The 17,807-nt window shown below is 61.0% G+C and carries 17 protein-coding genes; 7 read left to right on the forward strand and 10 right to left on the reverse strand.

Annotated elements, in window-relative coordinates:
* Nucleotides 1-93 precede the first annotated feature (93 nt).
* The 6 genes from NET03_RS01635 (at nucleotide 94) to NET03_RS01660 (ending at nucleotide 6,916) form a co-directional block, all read left to right on the forward strand.
* On the forward strand, nucleotides 94-864 hold the full coding sequence (locus tag NET03_RS01635; protein ID WP_252127147.1) for an MBL fold metallo-hydrolase: 771 nt from the start codon (nucleotides 94-96) through the stop codon (nucleotides 862-864).
* A gap of 8 nt (nucleotides 865-872) precedes the next feature.
* Nucleotides 873-2,369, forward strand: coding sequence for a hypothetical protein (locus NET03_RS01640; protein ID WP_252127148.1), 1,497 nt, complete (start codon nucleotides 873-875; stop codon nucleotides 2,367-2,369).
* Between the two features lie 99 nt (nucleotides 2,370-2,468).
* Nucleotides 2,469-3,839: a L,D-transpeptidase family protein gene (locus tag NET03_RS01645; protein WP_252127149.1), complete on the forward strand. Its 1,371-nt coding sequence runs from the start codon at nucleotides 2,469-2,471 to the stop codon at nucleotides 3,837-3,839.
* Between the two features lie 79 nt (nucleotides 3,840-3,918).
* Nucleotides 3,919-5,319, forward strand: a complete 1,401-nt coding sequence (locus tag NET03_RS01650; protein WP_252127150.1) for a cryptochrome/photolyase family protein — start codon at nucleotides 3,919-3,921, stop codon at nucleotides 5,317-5,319.
* A 76-nt stretch (nucleotides 5,320-5,395) separates the two neighbouring features.
* Nucleotides 5,396-6,502 carry a phytoene desaturase family protein gene (locus tag NET03_RS01655; protein ID WP_353655765.1) on the forward strand — a complete coding sequence of 369 codons (1,107 nt, stop codon included), beginning with the start codon at nucleotides 5,396-5,398 and terminating at the stop codon, nucleotides 6,500-6,502.
* A gap of 51 nt (nucleotides 6,503-6,553) precedes the next feature.
* A complete protein-coding gene (locus NET03_RS01660; RefSeq protein ID WP_252127151.1) occupies nucleotides 6,554-6,916 on the forward strand; it encodes a hypothetical protein in 363 nt (120 codons plus the stop codon).
* Here the strand turns inward: NET03_RS01660 and mrdA are convergent.
* From mrdA to NET03_RS13455, 7 genes are all read right to left on the reverse strand, one after another.
* The gene (mrdA, locus tag NET03_RS01665; RefSeq protein ID WP_252127152.1) at nucleotides 6,904-9,075 is read right to left on the reverse strand and encodes a penicillin-binding protein 2; all 2,172 of its coding nucleotides are present in this window, start codon (nucleotides 9,073-9,075) and stop codon (nucleotides 6,904-6,906) included. The genes NET03_RS01660 and mrdA overlap by 13 nt on opposite strands.
* A 516-nt stretch (nucleotides 9,076-9,591) precedes the next feature.
* Entirely contained in the window at nucleotides 9,592-10,566 is a 975-nt protein-coding gene (locus tag NET03_RS01670; RefSeq protein WP_252127153.1) for a ribose-phosphate diphosphokinase, read from the reverse strand.
* A gap of 4 nt (nucleotides 10,567-10,570) precedes the next feature.
* Nucleotides 10,571-11,329: a ribonuclease III gene (gene rnc, locus NET03_RS01675; protein WP_252127154.1), complete on the reverse strand. Its 759-nt coding sequence runs from the start codon at nucleotides 11,327-11,329 to the stop codon at nucleotides 10,571-10,573.
* Nucleotides 11,330-11,332: 3 nt separating this feature from the next.
* Nucleotides 11,333-11,764: a hypothetical protein gene (locus tag NET03_RS01680; RefSeq protein WP_252127155.1), complete on the reverse strand. Its 432-nt coding sequence runs from the start codon at nucleotides 11,762-11,764 to the stop codon at nucleotides 11,333-11,335.
* A 95-nt stretch (nucleotides 11,765-11,859) separates the two neighbouring features.
* On the reverse strand, nucleotides 11,860-12,228 hold the full coding sequence (locus NET03_RS01685; RefSeq protein ID WP_252127156.1) for a DUF190 domain-containing protein: 369 nt from the start codon (nucleotides 12,226-12,228) through the stop codon (nucleotides 11,860-11,862).
* Between the two features lie 10 nt (nucleotides 12,229-12,238).
* Nucleotides 12,239-12,607 carry a fluoride efflux transporter CrcB gene (crcB, locus tag NET03_RS01690; RefSeq protein ID WP_252127157.1) on the reverse strand — a complete coding sequence of 123 codons (369 nt, stop codon included), beginning with the start codon at nucleotides 12,605-12,607 and terminating at the stop codon, nucleotides 12,239-12,241.
* A gap of 148 nt (nucleotides 12,608-12,755) precedes the next feature.
* Nucleotides 12,756-12,956, reverse strand: a complete 201-nt coding sequence (locus tag NET03_RS13455) for a Sec-independent protein translocase subunit TatA/TatB (RefSeq protein WP_286207021.1) — start codon at nucleotides 12,954-12,956, stop codon at nucleotides 12,756-12,758.
* Nucleotides 12,957-13,389: 433 nt separating this feature from the next.
* Between NET03_RS13455 and NET03_RS01700 the strand changes: the two genes are divergently transcribed.
* On the forward strand, nucleotides 13,390-14,196 hold the full coding sequence (locus NET03_RS01700; RefSeq protein ID WP_252127158.1) for a tyrosine-protein phosphatase: 807 nt from the start codon (nucleotides 13,390-13,392) through the stop codon (nucleotides 14,194-14,196).
* On the opposite strand, the gene hemG is transcribed toward NET03_RS01700, so the two are convergent.
* Genes hemG through hemE form a run of 3 tightly spaced genes read right to left on the reverse strand, consistent with a single transcriptional unit; the run spans nucleotide 14,193 to nucleotide 17,734 of the window.
* A complete protein-coding gene (gene hemG / locus NET03_RS01705) occupies nucleotides 14,193-15,713 on the reverse strand; it encodes a protoporphyrinogen oxidase (RefSeq protein WP_252127159.1) in 1,521 nt (506 codons plus the stop codon). The two genes, NET03_RS01700 and hemG, sit on opposite strands and share 4 nt — an antisense overlap.
* 8 nt (nucleotides 15,714-15,721) lie before the next feature.
* Nucleotides 15,722-16,678 carry a ferrochelatase gene (gene hemH / locus NET03_RS01710; protein ID WP_252127160.1) on the reverse strand — a complete coding sequence of 319 codons (957 nt, stop codon included), beginning with the start codon at nucleotides 16,676-16,678 and terminating at the stop codon, nucleotides 15,722-15,724.
* A gap of 21 nt (nucleotides 16,679-16,699) precedes the next feature.
* Entirely contained in the window at nucleotides 16,700-17,734 is a 1,035-nt protein-coding gene (gene hemE, locus NET03_RS01715; RefSeq protein WP_252127161.1) for a uroporphyrinogen decarboxylase, read from the reverse strand.
* Nucleotides 17,735-17,807 lie beyond the last annotated feature (73 nt).

Consider the following 17,807-nt stretch of genomic DNA (forward strand, 5'->3'; position numbering starts at 1 on the left):
GAGAAAACGAGTATCATCGGTACCGGTCCGGACGGGAGGCTGGTCCTTCGCGAGCCACAACCTCGACGGAAACGGGGACCGGCAAGTGAGACAATGACTGTGCTGGGACTGACGTTTCTGGGAACGGGAACCTCGAACGGAATACCGGTGATCGGTTGCCACTGCCGCGCCTGTACGTCGGCTGACCCGCGCGACCGACGGACACGCTGTTCGGTCGTCCTGCATCTCGGTGAACGGAATATCCTCATCGATACCGCGCCGGAGCTCCGGCTCCAGGCTCTCGCCACTGGATTGACCCGCGTTGACGCAGTCTTGTTCACCCACGCTCACGCCGACCATGTCGGAGGATTCGACGATCTCCGCCAGTTCAACTACCTGGCGCAAGCCCCGTTGCCAGTCTACGCCGACCCGACAACAGCGCGTGAACTCCGCACGCGCTTCGGATACGCATTTAGCGATCCATTGCCATTCTACGGCGGGAAACCAGACTTGCGTTTGCATGAGTTCGACGGTCCCTTCGAGCTCTTCGGCTACCACATTATTCCGGTACCAGTTCTGCATGGCGGCTGGACGGTTTACGGATTCCGCTGTGGGCCGCTCGCCTACGTCACTGACGCGAAAACGATACCGCCCGCATCGCTCGCGCTGCTGCGTGGCGTCGAGGTTCTGGTGCTGAACGCGCTTCGCGACCGGCCGCACCCGACGCATCTGAGTTTGGCGGAAGCTTTAGTCATTGTCGAGGAACTTCGGCCAAGACAAACCTATTTCACTCACGTGAGCCACGAGGTCGTCCATATCGAATGGAGCGAGCGACTCCCAGCTGGTGTCTCCTTGGCGCACGATGGGCTACAAGTCTGGGTGTGAAGGAGGAGATGGTGCACAGCCGCTCCTTGCGATGGTTGGTCCTTCTCATTCTGGTCGGCGTGCTCGGCCAGCCGAGCGTTCCCCCTCTCCCAGCACGTGCTGAGCCGCTCTTTGCCGATCCCGCTTTCGCGGCACGCTGGGAATACGTCGATCGCCCAGTTGCCGCGGGAGTCACAGAGCGCTCCTGGATCTGGGGGCCAGCACCGCTGAGTGGCGCGTTGACCGAGCGGTATCAAGAGTCGCCACAACGTGCCCGTCTCGTCCAATACTTTGACAAGGGACGCATGGAGTTGACGCGACCCGCCGGTGACCCGTCCTCCCCCTGGTATGTCACCGGCGGACTGCTCACCCGCGAACTGGTCAGTGGCACAATCCAGCTCGGGGACGAGCTGTTCCTGAATGCCGGCTCTGGGGCTCGCATCCCAATCGCCGGCGATCCCGACAATCCGTTTCCTACCTATGCTGATCTGGCAACCGTTGTTGATCGAACGCAACCAGATCGAACCGGTCAAGCAGCAACGAGTTGGCTCACACCGGAAGGCTGGCGGGAGCGGTCAGAGGCAGCGAGCGATCCCGGAGTAGCGTTGGTCCGGTATGTTTCCTACACTGGCCCGGTCGGCACTCCGGTTGGGTACAACATCCCACAAGTATTCTGGGCCTTCATGACACAGCCTGGACTTGTCTGGCAAGACGGTGCGCCCACGCTCGTCGATCCGCTCTTCGACTGGCTCTTTGTGCTTGGCTATCCGATTGCCGACCCCTTTTGGGTTCAGGTGCGTCTCCGCGGCGAGCCCACATGGGTACTGGTTCAGCCGTTTGAGCGCCGTATCCTCACGTATACCCCGAGTAATCCCCCCGGCTGGCAGGTGGAAATGGGAAATATTGGCCAGCACTACTGGCGGTGGCGTTACCAGTTGACGCCAACGGTTCGCGTCCACCCGAGCGCTGGGTACTTCGGTATGCAGCCAGGGACACGGGCAGTCTTCGCATCGAGTAGTCGCCTTGATGAGACTTGGCTGGTCAGTGGGCCGAACAGGAGCTTCATTGCCGGTTCGGAGCTGGTTGTTCGTGAGGAACTCCGCGGTTCGAGCCGCTGGATCACATACTGGGCAGTCACGGAGAACGGGATCGCGCTTTGCGGGTGGGAACGCTTCACCCGCGCGGGTACCTTCATTGAGACGGTTGTCTTCTGGCCAGCCTTGCGTTTGTTTGGCGCCGGCGACCTCATTGAGGGGACCGTCCGAGAAACGAGCGTCACCTATCTCTCGACACGGGTAACTGCACATACCCTGGCGCTCCGTGTCCAGGTCGACGAACAGACGCTCGTCAGTACTCCCTATGGCGTCGTGCCTGCCTGGCGACTCACGGTGCAGTCCAGTGACCCGCCAACGCTCGTCCTCTCCTATCTCAACAGTACGCTTTGGTTCAGCCCAAACCTGGGCATTATTCAGTGGACGACCAACCAGTACGCGGCGCAGCTCCGCGAGTTCACTGCCCCTTCCTAAACGAGATGGAACCGATCGGCACAATACTGCGTTAGACTAGTAGAGGGAGGTCAGGGGATCTCCTGGTTGGCCTCCAACAGGGTAGGGAAGGGATTCCGTATGCCTCGTCGCCTGGTCTCCAGCTCGGTGGCACTTCTCGTGTTGTTTCTGGTCTCATTCACTGCGCCAACAACCCGACCCGCTGCTGCTGCCGACTGGCATCAACTCGTTCTGTACTTCCCCCAGACGGGCCACCACCTGAGCGGTGACTTCCTATGGGCCTGGATAAGTAATGGCGGTCTGATGACCTTTGGCTTTCCCATTACCGAGCCTTTTACACAGGATGGCTTAGTGGTCCAGTACTTTGAGCGTGCTCGTTTCGAGTACCATCCACAACATCAGGGCACCCGATATGTCGTGCTGGCGACCCTTCTTGGAAACTGGCTGACGGAATCCCGGCGTCAGGAGATGGCTTTCCGTCCGATCCAGATCGACCCACAGATCGCCAACACCGATCCGCAGCGGCGATACTTCCCGGAAACCGGACACACCCTTGCGTACGGCTTCAAAGCGTATTGGGAAGCGAACGGCGGCCTGTACACGTTCGGCTACCCAATTTCGGAGGAATTTGCCGAATGGAATCCTGATACAGGACAGTACTATACCGTTCAGTACTTCGAACGAGCGCGCTTTGAGTACCACCCAGAAAACAAGGGCACACCGTTCGAAGTGCTCCTCGGTCGGCTCGGTGCGCAGTATGCGCAGGCACGCGGTGTCGATACCAGTCCAGTCCCCAAACGCTCGGACGCGATCGAGGCGCCATCACAGCTCCTGGACTACCGATGGTCGCGGGCCGTGGCAACCGATGAGGGAGCGGTCTTTGGCCGAGTGACCGCGACGACCTTGGCGATCCGCAGTGCACCCAGGAACAGCGCCCCGATCCTCGCCTGGACGTACGCTCGCCACCCGGTGCCGATCCGAGGTCTCACCCTCGGCGATCCAGTTGAGGGTAATCCGATCTGGTATGAAGTCGGTGACGGCCGCTACGTCGCCGCCGCCTGGGTGGAACCACTCGTCCCGGACGTCCCGCCACGGCGCTTCGGCGGCCGCTGGGTCGACGTCAGTCTCCGTTCCTTTTACGCCGTCGCCTATGACGGCGACCGGCCGGTCTACGTCGCTATCATCACCGCGGGACGTGATGGCAAAACACCTGTTGGGGTCTTCCAGATTTTCTACCGGGTCCGCAACGAGACGATGGACGCTGCCACCGTGGGCATTCCACCGGGATCGCCGGGCTACTACTACCTGACGAACGTGCAGTTCACCCAATACTTTAAGTCGGGGGGCTATGCTCTCCACGGGAACTACTGGACTCCGCCCTCACAGTTTGGTGGCTTTACATCGAACGGTTGCGTTGGTCTCCAGAATAGTGACGCCGAGTGGTTCTGGAATTTCCTGAATATCGGCTCAGTCGTCAGTATTCATTACTGATTTTGGGGCTTATAGCGAGTGAGCTGTGCAGCTTTCTTGCTCTGCATTGACTTGCGACACACGAACGGAAAACGCAACCATGACAGCAGCCATCTGGTGGATTCGTCGAGACCTACGTCTCCACGACAATCATGCCCTCCGTGTCGCACTCTCCGAAGGTGCGCCGGTTCTCCCGCTTTTCGTGATCGACCCGTCGCTCATCCAGGCACCACTCAAGAGCGATCGGCGCATTGCCTTCTTACTGGCCTCGCTCCGTAGCCTTGACAGTGACCTCCAACAGCGCGGCAGCCGCCTCGTTGTTCGCATCGGTGATCCGCGAATCGTCATTCCGGCCGTGGTTCGCGAGGTCGGTGCTCGCCTCGTCGTTGCCGAGGCCGACGTGACTCCGTACGCCCGAAGACGCGATATGGCACTCGCCGAGACGGTACCGCTTCGATTGGTTTGTGGCCTGACCATCCATCCGCCGGGGACCGTTCTGACGCCAGAGGGGCGCCCCTACACGGTGTTCTCGCAGTTCGCTCGCGCCTGGTGGCGCCTCCCTCAACCATCGGCAGCCGATCTCATCCCGGCACCGGAACACTTACCACCGCTTCCCAACGTGGTGAGCGACCCACTCCCAAACGCTCCCACCGCTGTGCCGACCCGTTTTCCCCCCGGTGAAGCAGCAGCACGCAGACGTCTCGATGCCTTCCTTCAGCGTGATATCGCCCGCTATGCAAGCGACCGCGACCGTCTCGACGGAAGCGGAAGCTCGCAGCTCTCACCCTACTTCCGATTCGGGCTTGTGAGCGTACGCGAGGCCTGGTCCCGAGCAGCCGTATTGCTGAATGAGGCGGAAGCGGCTTCCGGCGTACGCGCGTGGCTCAACGAGCTCCTTTGGCGTGAGTTCTATCAGCACCTTCTGGCGGCATACCCCGAGAGCGTTTATAGAAGCATGCGGGAACCGTTTCGGCACGTTCCGTGGCCAGGCCAGGAACCACTGTTTGGCGCATGGCGCGACGGTGTAACCGGCTATCCCGTCATTGATGCTGCGATGCGACAATTGGCTGCGGAGGGATGGATCAGCAATCGTGCGCGGATGCTCGTCGCCAACTTTCTCTCCAAACTCCTCCTGGTCGATTGGAGACACGGGGAACGATACTTCCGACAGCAGTTGATTGACGGCGATCTCGCTGCCAATGTCGGTGGCTGGCAGTGGTCAGCTGGCACTGGGACCGACGTTGCCCCGTACTTCCGTATCTTCAACCCGATTCGCCAAGGTGAACTCTTCGATCCCTCTGGCTCCTGGACTCGCCAGTGGCTCCCCGAGCTTCGTAACGTCCCCCATGACTACCTGTTCGCTCCCTGGCGGATGCCAGACCAGCTCCAAAGAGCGATCGGTTGCCAGATTGGACGCGACTATCCAAGACCAATCGTCACCTATGAAGTCGCCCGCCAACGCGCTCTCGAGTGGTTCCAGGGCGTCCTCACAGGTCGATGAGCGGCACTGACATTGCGGCAAGGGAGCCTTACCAGATGGGAACGACGCCGCATATTCTCAGCCGCATATTCTCATCATTGGGGCGGGAATCGCCGGGCTGAGCACTGCCGCAGCGCTGGCCCATGCAGGGTTCCCCGTGACCGTCCTTGAAGCGCACGTCTATCCTGGGGGCTGCGCAGCAACCTTCCGCTACCAAGGGCACTGGTTCGATGCCGGTGCAACGCTCACGGCTGGTTTTCTCCCCGGTGGGCCAATGCAACTTCTGGGTCGGGCCGCCGGTGTCAGCACCTGGCCGGTTCGACCACTCGAGCCCGCCATGGTTGTTCATTTGCTTGATGGCCCGATGGTCCCGCGCTGGGGTGATGAGCGTCGGTGGGACGTCTATGGCTCGCTCTTTCCGCAAAGCCTACCGTTCTGGCATTGGCAAGAAAGGACAGCATCGCAGCTCTGGGATTTCGCCCTCAGACTCCCGGAACTCCATCCTCGCCGTCTCTGGTCACTCCGGGAGCTGCTCGGGACCGTTGGTCAGTGGATCCTGCAAGCACGCCCCTCCCCACGGCTTCTCGCCGATCTCTTCCGTCCCGTCGTCTATCGCTTGCCAGCCGATGCAACATTCCGACGGTTCATTGACGCGCAGCTCCTCATCGCGGCTCAGGCGACGTCGCACGAGATTTACGCACTCTACGCTGCCGCAGCACTCGACCTCCCTAATCGCGGCGTGGTGGAAGTGGCTGGTGGCGTTGGGGGAATCGCCCGGACCCTGGTATCCACGATCGAGCGTTACGGGGGCACAGTGCTGCTGCGACACGAGGTAACCAGTATTCGTCGCCGCGGGAAGACATGGGAAGTAACAACCAATCGTGGCCTCACTCTCACGGGAGACGAACTTGTCGCTGCGCTGACCCCCTGGGGCCTTCGTCAAATCTGGTACGATGCCCCCTCCTCGTTCAGGGCACGCCTCACCACTCCACCCAAAGGATGGGGGGCATTCGTCTTGTACCTGATTCTCGAGGATGCAATAGTGCCAACAGATATTGCTCTCCATCACCAGGTCGTCGCGTCAGGCCCTCTCGGTGAAGGACGCTCGATCTTCCTCTCCCTGAGCCCGGAGTGGGACTCCACCAGAGCACCAGTTGGTCGCAGAGCGGCCACGATGAGTACCCACACCCAGTATGCGCAATAGTGGAAGCTCGCCCACCAGAGTCGCGAGAGTTACCAAGAGGCTGTCGCCCGCATGATCGAGCAAATGGTCGCCACTGCAAGTGCAGCGCTCCCGTGGTTGCGGCAAGCAATCCGCTTCGTCCTTCCTGGCACACCCCTCGCCTTTGCACGCTTTACACGGAGACCGTATGGTTGGGTCGGCGGATTCCCGCAGCGCCACCCCTTCGTCGGATGGCCCACCGAGATCGGGGCACACCTGTGGCTCGTCGGCGACAGTGTCTTCCCAGGCCAGTCCATCCCAGCCTCTGCTCTTGCTGGGCTGCGTGTCGCTCGAGCCATTGCCCGGTTGTACCGAGCGGACCTCCACCATTCGGCCGACGAACCATCGCTGGCCGTGGAGCCCGGGGTCATGCGCAGCACGACTCAATGGAAATAACCGACCTCGACTGCTGCCTCAAGGATCTGCCGTGCGATCGGGGCTGCCACACGGGACCCTTCTCCCCCATGTTCGACCATCACCACGAGCACCAGTTGCGGATTGTCTGCGGGCGCAATCGCCACGAACCAAGCGTGTGGAGCATCTTGACCCGACTCGGCCGTTCCTGTCTTCCCTGCAACCGGCAACGGAAAGCCTTGGAACACGCTGTACGCCGTCCCATTGGGTCGTGCCACGACATCACGGAGTGCTGAGCGAATCGCCGCAATGTGCTCGGCCGCAATGGGGAGCGTACCGCGGGCCTTTGGCTCTGTCCGTGCACGATCACTCCCGTCGATCGCTGTCACCCGTTCGATGAGATACGGTCGCCAGAGCGTACCCCCGTTGGCAACAGCCGCATAGGCGTCCGCGACCTGGAGTGGTGTACCAAGAAAGAATCCTTGCCCAATGGAAAGGTTCACCGCGTCGCCGCGAGCCCAGTAGTCACCCCGCTCGCGCAGCTTCCAGGCCGGATCGGGAACGAGACCAGGATTCTCAGGAAGTTCAGACAAGCCAGTCTCCGAGCCAAAACCGAAGGCACGTGCCATTTGAGGCAACAGGTTTGGATCACGTTCGTCAAGCGCTGCCCCGACTTGAAAGAAAACCGTGTTACACGACTGAACCAGTGCGTTGTGGAGCGTCAGCGCTCCCTGGCCTCGTGGATTCCAGTCACGCCAGACGACCGAACCGCCCGGCAAGCTGAACGTCGGTGGGCAGTCAAAGACACGCTGTGCGTCCACACCGAGATACTCCATCCCGGCAGCCATCGTTACGACTTTGAAGGTTGAGCCAATCGGATAGCCAACCTGGGTCGCCCGGTCGAGCAACGGCCGGCTTTGTTCATCGTTGAGCGCTTGCCACTCGTCCGGGCGCAGACCGAGGATGAAGCGATTCGGGTCAAAGCTTGGGCGACTGACGAGCGCGCGGATTGCTCCCGTCTTGGGATCAAGAGCAATGACACTCCCAACCCGATCACCCAACGCCTCATAGGCTGCACGTTGAAGATCCAGATCAATGGTGGTGACGACATCAGCCGCCGGTTGGGCAGGGACCTCGGCGAGCACGCGCCGCTCGCGTCCATCGGGGGCCACAATCACAAGACGCCCTCCGCGCCGCCCGCGGAGCCAGTCTTCGGCCCAGGCTTCGATCCCGGTTCGGCCAATCCGATCGCCAGGTTCGTATCCTTCACGAGCCAGTGTCCGGAGCTCCTCAGCCGTTACCTCAGAGAGATAGCCGGTCACATGAGCCGCAGCTGGTCCCAGTGCGTAGACGCGTTCCGGCCACTGCCGGACGACGACCCCAGGAATCCCCGCGAGTTGCTCCAAGAGCTGGGGATCGATCGGATCCGGGAGTGTCGCAACTGGCATAAACCAGTCCGGTTGCCCACCAGCATACCGCTGCCGAATGGTCTCTGGCGCCAGGTTCAAGAGCTGACTCAACCGCTCGAGCAGCAGCTTCTCGTCTTGGATCTGTCCTGGAATCACTCCGATTCTGTTCACCAGGCCGAGTTCTGCAAGCGGCCGCCCCTTATGGTCCAGGATTCGCCCACGCTGTGGTACCGTCGGAATCCAGCGCACACGCCCATCGCCCAAATCCGCAACGATCAGCGAGGGTGTCCAGTCAATCCGGTATCCATCTCCTTCGCGAATCACCGGTATCGCGTTATCTTCCTCAAGACGACCAACACGTGCAGATTCCCGAACCACATGAATGGGAAACCGCAGAGTACCAGGAAGTGGCTCACCGAGCGTAATTTCCATTGACACTTGACCAATCTCGCGGGCGATGCCTTCATAGCGCGCGACGAACGAGTCCTCATCAATCGCCTGCTGCGCTGCGCGAGTAATCAGTGCGTACATTGATCGGTAATCACCGGACTGCCAAGCGCGGACAAATGCCTCAGCAGCCTCCTTCGCTGTCTGGGGGCTTTCTTGCGGGGGAGAAGCCGACACAGTCGCTGGAACACCAGTGGGAGTGCTGTTTGTCCCGCGTGTTGCTGCCCCGTACTGCAGCGCTACAGCCGCGAGTCCCCCGGTCACGACGAGGAAAGCCACGAAACTTGCAAGCAGTGGGCCAAGGTTCCGCCGTCGTCTCGGAGACCGAAAAGGAGAGCGGGACATTGTTCACACCTCACCAGCTCCTCGCCCGCCCAAGCGCCCGAGTATCGTTCCATGTTTCCCTGCGTATCGTCAAGCAGCGAGCCTGAATCCGGAGCGCGAAGTTCCTTCCCGGCGACTGCCTGCAGCACACTGTCGCTCGGCGGCACGGTTCCCGACACGATCGTGAAGTAGTGGGTCACGTGACACGGCCGCTGTCTTCGCTCACTCTGAGTTGTAAGACATCAGTTCCCCGTGTCAGGCGGGGTGAAAACTTTCCAGACGCGCAGCCGAGGCTGTAGCCTGATATTGGCGCCGCTTAAATCCCGCCCTGAACTCCGAAAACCTCCACTGAAAGCCTGAGTGAGCGCCTTCACTCCGGGCGATGCACGGAGTACCGGTTATGACGCCTTGCGGGCTGGGCTGCAACCAATGCTGGTCCACTCATGACAACCATCGTGGACGAAGCCGCTTCGCTTCTCACGCATTGCAGTCGGGCCCCGGGGTTCCCGGGTGTGTCCAGGTTGGCGGATGACGGATTCAACGTAGCGGCAAACGCCCAGCACTTCGGTAGGCCAGACTGACGCTTGCCCCAGTGTGGATCCGTTGAATCGATTCCCCGAGGAGCGGTGCTACCGAGAGAACAGTAATCTTGTCTAACCGCTTGTGCGGCGGCAAGGGTATGGTATCAGTGACGACGATCTCCTTGATCGGACTGAGCGCGAGTCGTTCGACTGCTGGGCCACTCAGGACAGCATGCGTGCAGGCCGCATAGACCTCACGAGCACCACGAGCGATGCAGAGCTCGGCAGCCTGGGTGATCGACCCAGCCGTATCGATCTCGTCGTCGATCAAGATGACCTGAGCGTCGTCCACTGACCCAATGAGGTTCAAGACCTCCGTGCGGTCATCGTTGCCCAGACGCCGCTTTTCAATGATGGCGAGCGGCGCATCGAGCTCCTCGGCGAAGTTTCGAGCACGCTTGGTACTTCCGAGATCCGGCGAGACCACAACCGGGTTCTCAAGACGTTTCTCTTGGAAGTACCGTGCCAAGATCGGGAGTGCGGTCATCTCATCGACGGGGATGTTGAAGAAGCCTTGAATCTGACCTGCGTGCAGGTCAACAGTAAGAATCCGGTCCGCTCCTGCAACCGTGATCATGTCCGCGATCAGCCGTGCCGTGATCGGTACGCGCGGTTGGTCCTTCTTGTCAGTCCGACCATAGGCGTAGTACGGGATGACCGCAGTAATCCGTCCGGCAGAGGCACGTTTCAGTGCATCGATGATAATGAGTAATTCCATGATACTCTCGTTGACAGGACTTGAAAAAGACTGGATGACAAAGACATCATTCTCGCGGACACTCTCGCCGATACGAACGAAAATATTCTCATTACTGAATTTGAAGACCTCAATGCGTCCAGGCGGAATATCGATATAGGCGCAGATCGCCCGGGTGAGTTCGGGATTCGAATTCCCGCCGAAGATCGTTAGCTGGTCGTAGAGTCCACCCATTTGGTCAGCCGATCCCCTCCGCCCGCAATCGTTCGAGTGCGCGCCGAGCTGCCTCTTGCTCAGCGGCTCGCTTGCTTGGACCGTGCCCGACTCCGTACGGCCGCTCGCCGATCAGCACCTCAGCCGTGAACGTACGCTGATGCGCCGGCCCCGTCACTGCAATGGTGCGGTAAACCGGTGTGATGTGCAACCGTTCCTGGGTGAGTTCCTGGAGTCTTCCCTTGTAATTCTCGTCCTGACCCAGAACGATAAGCCCTTCTGCCTCCTCAACAAGAAGCCGCTGCAGAAAGACTCGCGCGGCCCGGATTCCGCGATCGAGGTAAATTGCCGCCAAGACCGCCTCGAAGGCCCCAGCCAGAATGCGCTCACGGACTGGTCGGCCGGGCCGCGGTTCCTCGCCGCGTCCGAGGTACAAGAACGATTCAAGCCCCAGCCGACGCGCCCAGCGAGCAAGTGTTGGCGTACGGACGAGCGCCGCGCGAAACGCAGTGAGTTCACCTTCGCTGGCAGTCGGAAAGCGTCGGTAAAGAAACTCACTCACGACGAGCTCGAGCACGGCATCGCCGAGGAACTCGAGTCGCTCGTTGGCCTCTTGGACCGCTGTCCGAAGGCTGCGGCTTCGTTCGTGAACATAGGAAAGGTGGGTAAGCGCCTGGCGCAGAAGGTGAGGGCGCCGAAACCGAATTCCAAGCGACTCCATGGCTCGCTCGAGCCGCTCGTCGCGAGCTGGAGCTTCTGCTCGCGCCGTTTCGTGCTCACCCATCCTTCAGTGAACCTCGAGCAGCGCTGCCAAGTCGATCTGTGCTTCCCGTGCGACGCGGGCTAAAGCATCCCAGTCGACGGCGATGATGTAGAGGTAATGCAGCGGCTCAGTTTCACGCGTCGTCGATTTCGCCAAACCGGTGCCAACAAGAAAGTGGATCAGCGCCTCTGCCATCTCATTCTCATCACGCTTGCGGTCATCGAGCGTGATCGCATTGCCACCGGCCAGGTACGCCGCGTAGGCCCGGCGTAGCCCCCGCTGGAACGCACGCGCGAGTTTTTCGGCGAGCTGATGCTCTCGCCGCATCACGCGCCGCTGCTCGGCCGCGATCTCGTGTTCCTCGAGCCCCGCAGAGCTCCGCTCGAGATCTTTCGCCTCCTCGCGGCCGGTATAGTGCTCGGCGAGATAATGCAGCAACCGCTGCGCCTCGTCCACTCTGCGTCCCCCGCCGTTCACCACCCGCTCTGACAACCCGTGCGCTGACGCACCGTTATTCTCGCACACCACGAGGCTCTCTGAAACCGTCGCGGTCAGCTCCCTGTTCCTTCAGTCACATCACCCCGTTGCCGACGGGACCGATAGGCGATAACCTCGCAGTCCGCCACAACAATGAGCCCCTCACTGACCATCTTGTCGATCTTCGGTAACACTCGAGCAATCCGTTCTGCGGTATCGATCACCTCAATGACAACAGGAAGATCGACCGAAAGCTGCACGATCCGCGCGGTATGCAAGAGCCCGCTCGCACCGTATCCTGCCATGCCCCGGAGCACGGTCGCCCCGGCGATGCCTTCGTGCCGCAGGAGATCGACAATTGCCGCATACAGCGGCTTTCCGTGCCAGTGATCACGCTCTCCGACGTAAATGCGCAGCCACTTTGCCGGACCTACCAGTCGCATTGTTCGCTCCTCAGAGCATCCACCGGACCAGCACGCTGCCAAGCCAGGCAAGCATCACACCAGCGAGGAGCGAGCCGAATGCGTTGAGCAGCGCAGGGATCATGTCACCCTCTTCGAGCAGCATGAGTGTCTCCCAACTCAAAGAAGAAAAGGTCGTAAATCCACCAAGAAGACCAACTGCAATGAGCAACCGCGCCTGACCGGAGAGATATCCGCGCAGTGTCATCTCGAGAAGCATACCGATGAGCAAGCTCCCGATGAGATTGACTGCCAGTGTACCCCAAGGGAAGAAATCCACACGCTGCTGGATCCAACTTGTCACAAGGTAGCGTAAAGTCGCACCGATCGCCCCGCCCACCGCCACGAGCAGGAATTCCATCTTCACTTCCCAATCCACCTAGTCGTCCGACGAAAGGCACGAAAAGACTCCTGCGCACCGCAGGAGCCGAAATCAGCACACGACGCATTGACGCTTGCGGTAGCGCCCAATGCTAATCAGATGCAACAAGAATATCAAACGAAGCTGCTCACGCAGTCTTGTCAGGCAAATTGCTCTGCGCTTGCTCGGCTTGCTGCGCTTGCGCTTCTTGCGCCTCGCGAGCCGCCTGGCGGAACTCGCGGATACTCTGCCCGAGACCACGACCAATCTCCGGGAGCTTCCCCGCGCCGAAAATGATCACCACAATGAACAGGACGATCAGCAGCTCTTGCCATCCAATATTGGGCATAGCTCGCCTTTGCCTCCTCTGCCGTCACGGGCACACCCGCGCTGAGGCAATTGAACACCTGCAGCCCGCTCTTGGCAACCACTCTGGCGAGTTCACCTCGATGACCGATCCCTCGCCGTCGACAAGGCCCATCTTCTCGATTTCGCATGCTCTTCTCGCTTCATCCCACCGTGTCACAGCATGTCCCGCCAGCATGAGCACCGCCTCCAGACAGCTAGCCCCCGCTCGTCTTTGTGCGAGCCGATCCTGCAGTGCAATTCACTCGAGAGCTGCGTTTTCGTCACGAATTGTCCGGTTCTCCGATGCGCTGCACCCTCTGGCTCTGCGAGTGCCCTCTCTTCTCTCTTTGGTTCAGACACGGAGATCGACATCAGCTTGCCACAAACGGAGCCCTCATGGGAGCGTAGACTCAGAGGGGAAAGGAGTCCGTCTCGTGGAGCAGCGATCGTTCTCCATACAAGTCGATATCCACTGTCACGTCTTGCCCGGTCTCGATGACGGTGCGCGAGACCTCGATCAGGCGCTGACAATGCTTCGTATTGCGGTGCAGGACGGGACAAGCATCCTCGTCGCCACGCCGCACGCTCGCCGTTGCGACGCACACATGGTTCGCATAACCGCCGAACTCTTGCGTGAGAGAGCGGCACAACAGGAACTTCCCCTGGAACTCCTTATCGGTATGGAGGAACAACTCCTGCCCGATCTTCTAGAACGCTTGCAGCGTGGCGCCGCATTGCCAATCGGAGGCACGCGATGGGTGCTCGTCGAACTTCCCGACTGGACACAGTGGCCAACGACACTCCCCGCACAGCTCCTCGAACTTCGCTCCGCTGGCTTTCGCCCGATCTTGGCTCATGTCGAACGATACATCCCGATTCAGCGGGAGCCAGCACTTGTCCTTGAGGCCATCCAGGCCGGTGCGCTTCTTCAGATGAATGCCGACTCACTCTTTGGACGGAACGGTCACGCCGCTCAGCACGCGGCCGCTCGCTTGGTGCGTGCCGGTGCGGTTAGCATCCTGGCGAGCGATGCTCACAGTCCAGACTGGCGAGCGCCCCGTCTCCGGGATGCTCTCGAGCGCGTCGCAACACTCGCGAGTCCAGAGGCGGCTGAGCGCTTGCGGGATACCGCGCTTGCCGTCGTGCGGGATCGTGAGGTTCCACCGCCCAATCCCGATCCGGAACTCCTTGCTGCACCCACGACATTCCTCGAGCGCCTGCGCACGTGGGTCGGGGTCTAAGACGGACACTGCGTCTGGCACAGCCCCAACGCTGCGACCACCGCTCGCGCTGCGCGCTGTCCACTAGCAATACAGTCAGGTACCCCAACCCCGTCATACGCCGCGCCAGCCAGCGCCAGCGCAGGCCAGTTGGCCAAGCGCCGCCGCAGCGTCGTGACCCGTGTACGATGACCGACCAAGTACTGTGGCAGAGCTCGCTCGTGGTCAGAGACCACAGCATGGAGAGGTTCTGCTCGGACACCGGTCAAGGCGCGGAGTTCCCGGAGCGCCACCGCGACGAGCGCCTCCGGGACGGCATCGCCTGCCGACCAGCCGCGATTTCCCCGGAAGAAAACGCGCGCAACCGCGAGATGCTCTGGGGCCCGCCCCTCGAACTTATTTGTTACCCAGGTCACTGCTGAGATCGGGCGCCCTTCCCGCGCTGGGACGAGAAAGCCCCGGTTCCGAGCGATCGGTTCGAGCGCCTCACGCTCATAGACGAGCGTCACCGCACCACTTGAGGTGTAGGGGATCGCACGCAAAAGTTCTGCTGACTCGGAGTCAAGCTCCTGCAAGAGTTCCGCTGCGTTCCATGCTGGAACCGCGAGGACAATGCCGTCGACCTCGAGTTCTGTTCCGTCGACGAACTCGATCGTGAAGCTCGTTGCCCGTGCTCGGATGTTCGTCGCCGCAACACCGACGCGAAGGTTTGTGTAACGGAAACTTGCCACGGTGGCCAGGACAAGCTGTTCCATCCCACCGCGTAGCGTCAGAAACGGCGAGCGCGGCAGACGAGATACCGACTCCTGGACAGTCTGTGGGTCTTTCACGTGCGGTCGCTGCACTGTCACTCGCTTCGATGAGGACTTCTCCAATTCATGCGCCGCCGAGGACGGCTCGCTCAGCGCTGACACGGCAGACCTGGTCGCCCCACGGACGATCGCTCGGAGGAGGCTCCCCGCCCGCTGTTCAAGTTCGCGGAACTGTGGATAGGTCGCGAGAAGACTCAGCTGCTCGGCATCACCACCATAAATACCGGCCAGCAACGGCTCGGCGACCTGCTCATAGAACTCTCGCCCGAACCGCCGCCGCACGAACGCTGCGAGCGACTCGTCCGCCTCATCGCGGCGCGGAGGGACAAGAAACTCAGCGAGAACACGCAATTTGCCCCACGGAGAAAGGAGCGGGCTGCCCAGCAGCGACCCGAGGCGGGTCGGCACGAGAAGGGACAAACCGTCCGGCAAGGGAACAATTTGCCCGTATCGCACAATGCTGGCACCAGCCCGATCAGATCGTAGACCAATAAGCTCCCGTGTGAGCCCGAGTGCACAGACCAGTTCGGCCGCACTAGGTTTCGAAGCGACCCAGGAATCGGGGCCATGCTCAATGAGTAGCTCACCCCAGCGCTCTGTCCGGATCCATCCGCCGAGTCGCCCACTCGCCTCGATCAACGTCACGCGCACCGCCGGACTGAGGCGCTCCAGCTCCCACGCCGCGGCCAGTCCGGCAATGCCGCCTCCAATGACTGCGATCTCCACTTGGCTGCTCATGGTGTTCCGACTCGAGCCTGCTGCAAGGTGCGACGGACCGCCGCAGCGATCGCCCGGCAGAGCAACGGATGGTCATTGAGCATAGCTGGTCGTTCCAGTACAATCCCCAGCGACTCCGCATGCGACCGATGTGCGATATCGACATCGTAGAGCACCTCAACGTGATCACACACAAAGCCAATCGGGACGAGCAGCACCCGCCGCACACCGAGTCGCGCGAGTTCGTCCAGCGTCTCCTCCACGGTCGGGCCAAGCCACGGTTCCTCACTCGCACCTTGACTTTGGAAGGCGAATCGCCAGGGCTGGTTTGGGAAAGCGGCGGCGACGAGGCGCACGGACGTCAAGATTTCCTCGTGATATGGATCACCCCAGTCGAGAATCCGCGTCGGAAGGCTGTGCGCCGTGAACAAGAGCACAACTTCATCGCGTTCTGTCTCTGGTATCCGCTGTAACAGCGTATGAATCCGATCCACCCACGCGGCGATGAAGTCCGATTCGTCCTTCCAGCTCTCGACAGCATGCACCGGGAGGGTGGCACCGTGCTCTGACAGAGCCTCCTCGAGCCGTGCCAGATATGCCCCGACACTCATCCGCGAATAGTGTGGTGCCATGACCACAGCAACCAGACGATCAGCCCCATCATGCAGGATCTGCGGGACTACCTCACGAATGTACGGATGCCAGTGCCGCATGCCGACGTACACCTGGTACGTCGCTCCGTCTTCTGCCGCCGTCTCCTGAAGAACACGCGCGACGCCTTCCGCCTGCGCTCGCGTCAACTCAAGGATCGGTGAGCGCCCACCAATAGCACGGTAGCGTTCGGTGAGGTCTGCCAGAAGTTCGGGGGTGTACGGCCGACCGTGGCGGACATCGGCCAGATACGCGGGCAGATCGTCTAAACTGTTCGGCCCGCCGTAAGCCATCAGTAAGACCGCGACTCGCTCTGGCGCCATCACAACACCCCTTTCCTTGCATCAGTCCTGCGGCACGAGCGGCCACTCATGCACCAACTCCACAAGGTATGCGACCGCGTCAGGTGGAGTCTCTGGGAGAACACCATGCCCGAGGTTGAAAATGTGCCCAGGACGTCCACCGGCCCGCCGCAGGACATCCCGCACAGCTCGCTCGAGATCGGACCGTGGGGCGAGCAGCCACGCCGGGTCGAGGTTCCCTTGGATCGCTCGATCGCCAATCAGCTGCCAGGCACGGTCGAGCTCAACTCGCCAGTCGACGCCGATGACATCCGCACCTGTTTCCGCAACCAGATCCAGAAACCCCGCCGTTCCCGTACTAAAGACAATCACTGGCACGCCAAGGGACCGGATTTCCTGGACAATCCGTTGTGTCCATGGGAGCACTGCTTCTCGGTAGAGTACTGGAGCCAGTGCCCCTGCCCAGCTATCGAAGAGCTGCACGGCGTTGGCACCAGCTGCCACCTGCAACCGCAGGTAGCGGATCGTGAGATCGGTAAGCGTATCGAGCAGCAACTCCCATTCGGTCCGATGCGTGAGAAGGAACCGCTTGGTTGCCAGAAATTGGCGTGAGCTCCCACCCTCGATCAAATAACTTGCCAGCGTGAACGGAGCACCAGCGAAACCCATCAGGGCAATTTCCCTTGGCAGCTCCCCGCGTACTATGCGAATCGCCTCAGCAACTGGCACCAGTGCCGTCTCATCTGGATCGGGGAACCGCGAAACTCTGGCCGGATCACGCAAGGGTTGCCCGATCACCGGGCCGTCACCAACGGCGAAGGTGACCTCGATTCCCAGCGCGAGTAGCGGTAAGAGGATATCCGCGAAAACAATCGCAGCGTCTAGCGAGAAACGTCGCAGCGGTTGCAGCGTAACCTCGGCAGCGAGTTCCGGGTGCTGACAGAGCTCGAGAAGGCTGTAGCGCTCGCGCAGCGCACGATATTCTGGGAGGTAGCGACCGGCCTGTCGCATCAACCACACTGGCGTGCTGTCCGTCGCTTGACGACGACAGGCACGCAGGAATCGTGAATCTGTCATTGTGTACTCCTGTCTCGCAGCTTCCCCGCACGCGCTCGCCGTCACGACGCGTGAACGAGGGCTCTCTCTGGGC

This window comes from Thermomicrobium sp. CFH 73360 (assembly GCF_023806465.1).
In the GTDB taxonomy this organism is placed as follows: domain Bacteria; phylum Chloroflexota; class Chloroflexia; order Thermomicrobiales; family Thermomicrobiaceae; genus Thermomicrobium.

Bases quoted from the DNA above. Each gene is read 5' to 3' on its own strand.
- NET03_RS01645 (WP_252127149.1), top strand. From the start codon at position 2,469: ATGCCTCGTCGCCTGGTCTCCAGCTCGGTGGCACTTCTCGTGTTGTTT.
- NET03_RS01640 (WP_252127148.1), top strand. From the start codon at position 873: ATGGTGCACAGCCGCTCCTTGCGATGGTTGGTCCTTCTCATTCTGGTC.
- NET03_RS01685 (WP_252127156.1), bottom strand. From the start codon at position 12,228: ATGCGACTGGTAGGTCCGGCAAAGTGGCTGCGCATTTACGTCGGAGAG.
- NET03_RS01660 (WP_252127151.1), top strand. From the start codon at position 6,554: ATGATCGAGCAAATGGTCGCCACTGCAAGTGCAGCGCTCCCGTGGTTG.
- NET03_RS01650 (WP_252127150.1), top strand. From the start codon at position 3,919: ATGACAGCAGCCATCTGGTGGATTCGTCGAGACCTACGTCTCCACGAC.
- NET03_RS01635 (WP_252127147.1), top strand. From the start codon at position 94: ATGACTGTGCTGGGACTGACGTTTCTGGGAACGGGAACCTCGAACGGA.
- mrdA (WP_252127152.1), bottom strand. From the start codon at position 9,075: ATGTCCCGCTCTCCTTTTCGGTCTCCGAGACGACGGCGGAACCTTGGC.
- NET03_RS13455 (WP_286207021.1), bottom strand. From the start codon at position 12,956: ATGCCCAATATTGGATGGCAAGAGCTGCTGATCGTCCTGTTCATTGTG.
- NET03_RS01670 (WP_252127153.1), bottom strand. From the start codon at position 10,566: ATGGGTGGACTCTACGACCAGCTAACGATCTTCGGCGGGAATTCGAAT.
- hemE (WP_252127161.1), bottom strand. From the start codon at position 17,734: ATGACAGATTCACGATTCCTGCGTGCCTGTCGTCGTCAAGCGACGGAC.
- crcB (WP_252127157.1), bottom strand. From the start codon at position 12,607: ATGGAATTCCTGCTCGTGGCGGTGGGCGGGGCGATCGGTGCGACTTTA.
- rnc (WP_252127154.1), bottom strand. From the start codon at position 11,329: ATGGGTGAGCACGAAACGGCGCGAGCAGAAGCTCCAGCTCGCGACGAG.
- hemH (WP_252127160.1), bottom strand. From the start codon at position 16,678: ATGGCGCCAGAGCGAGTCGCGGTCTTACTGATGGCTTACGGCGGGCCG.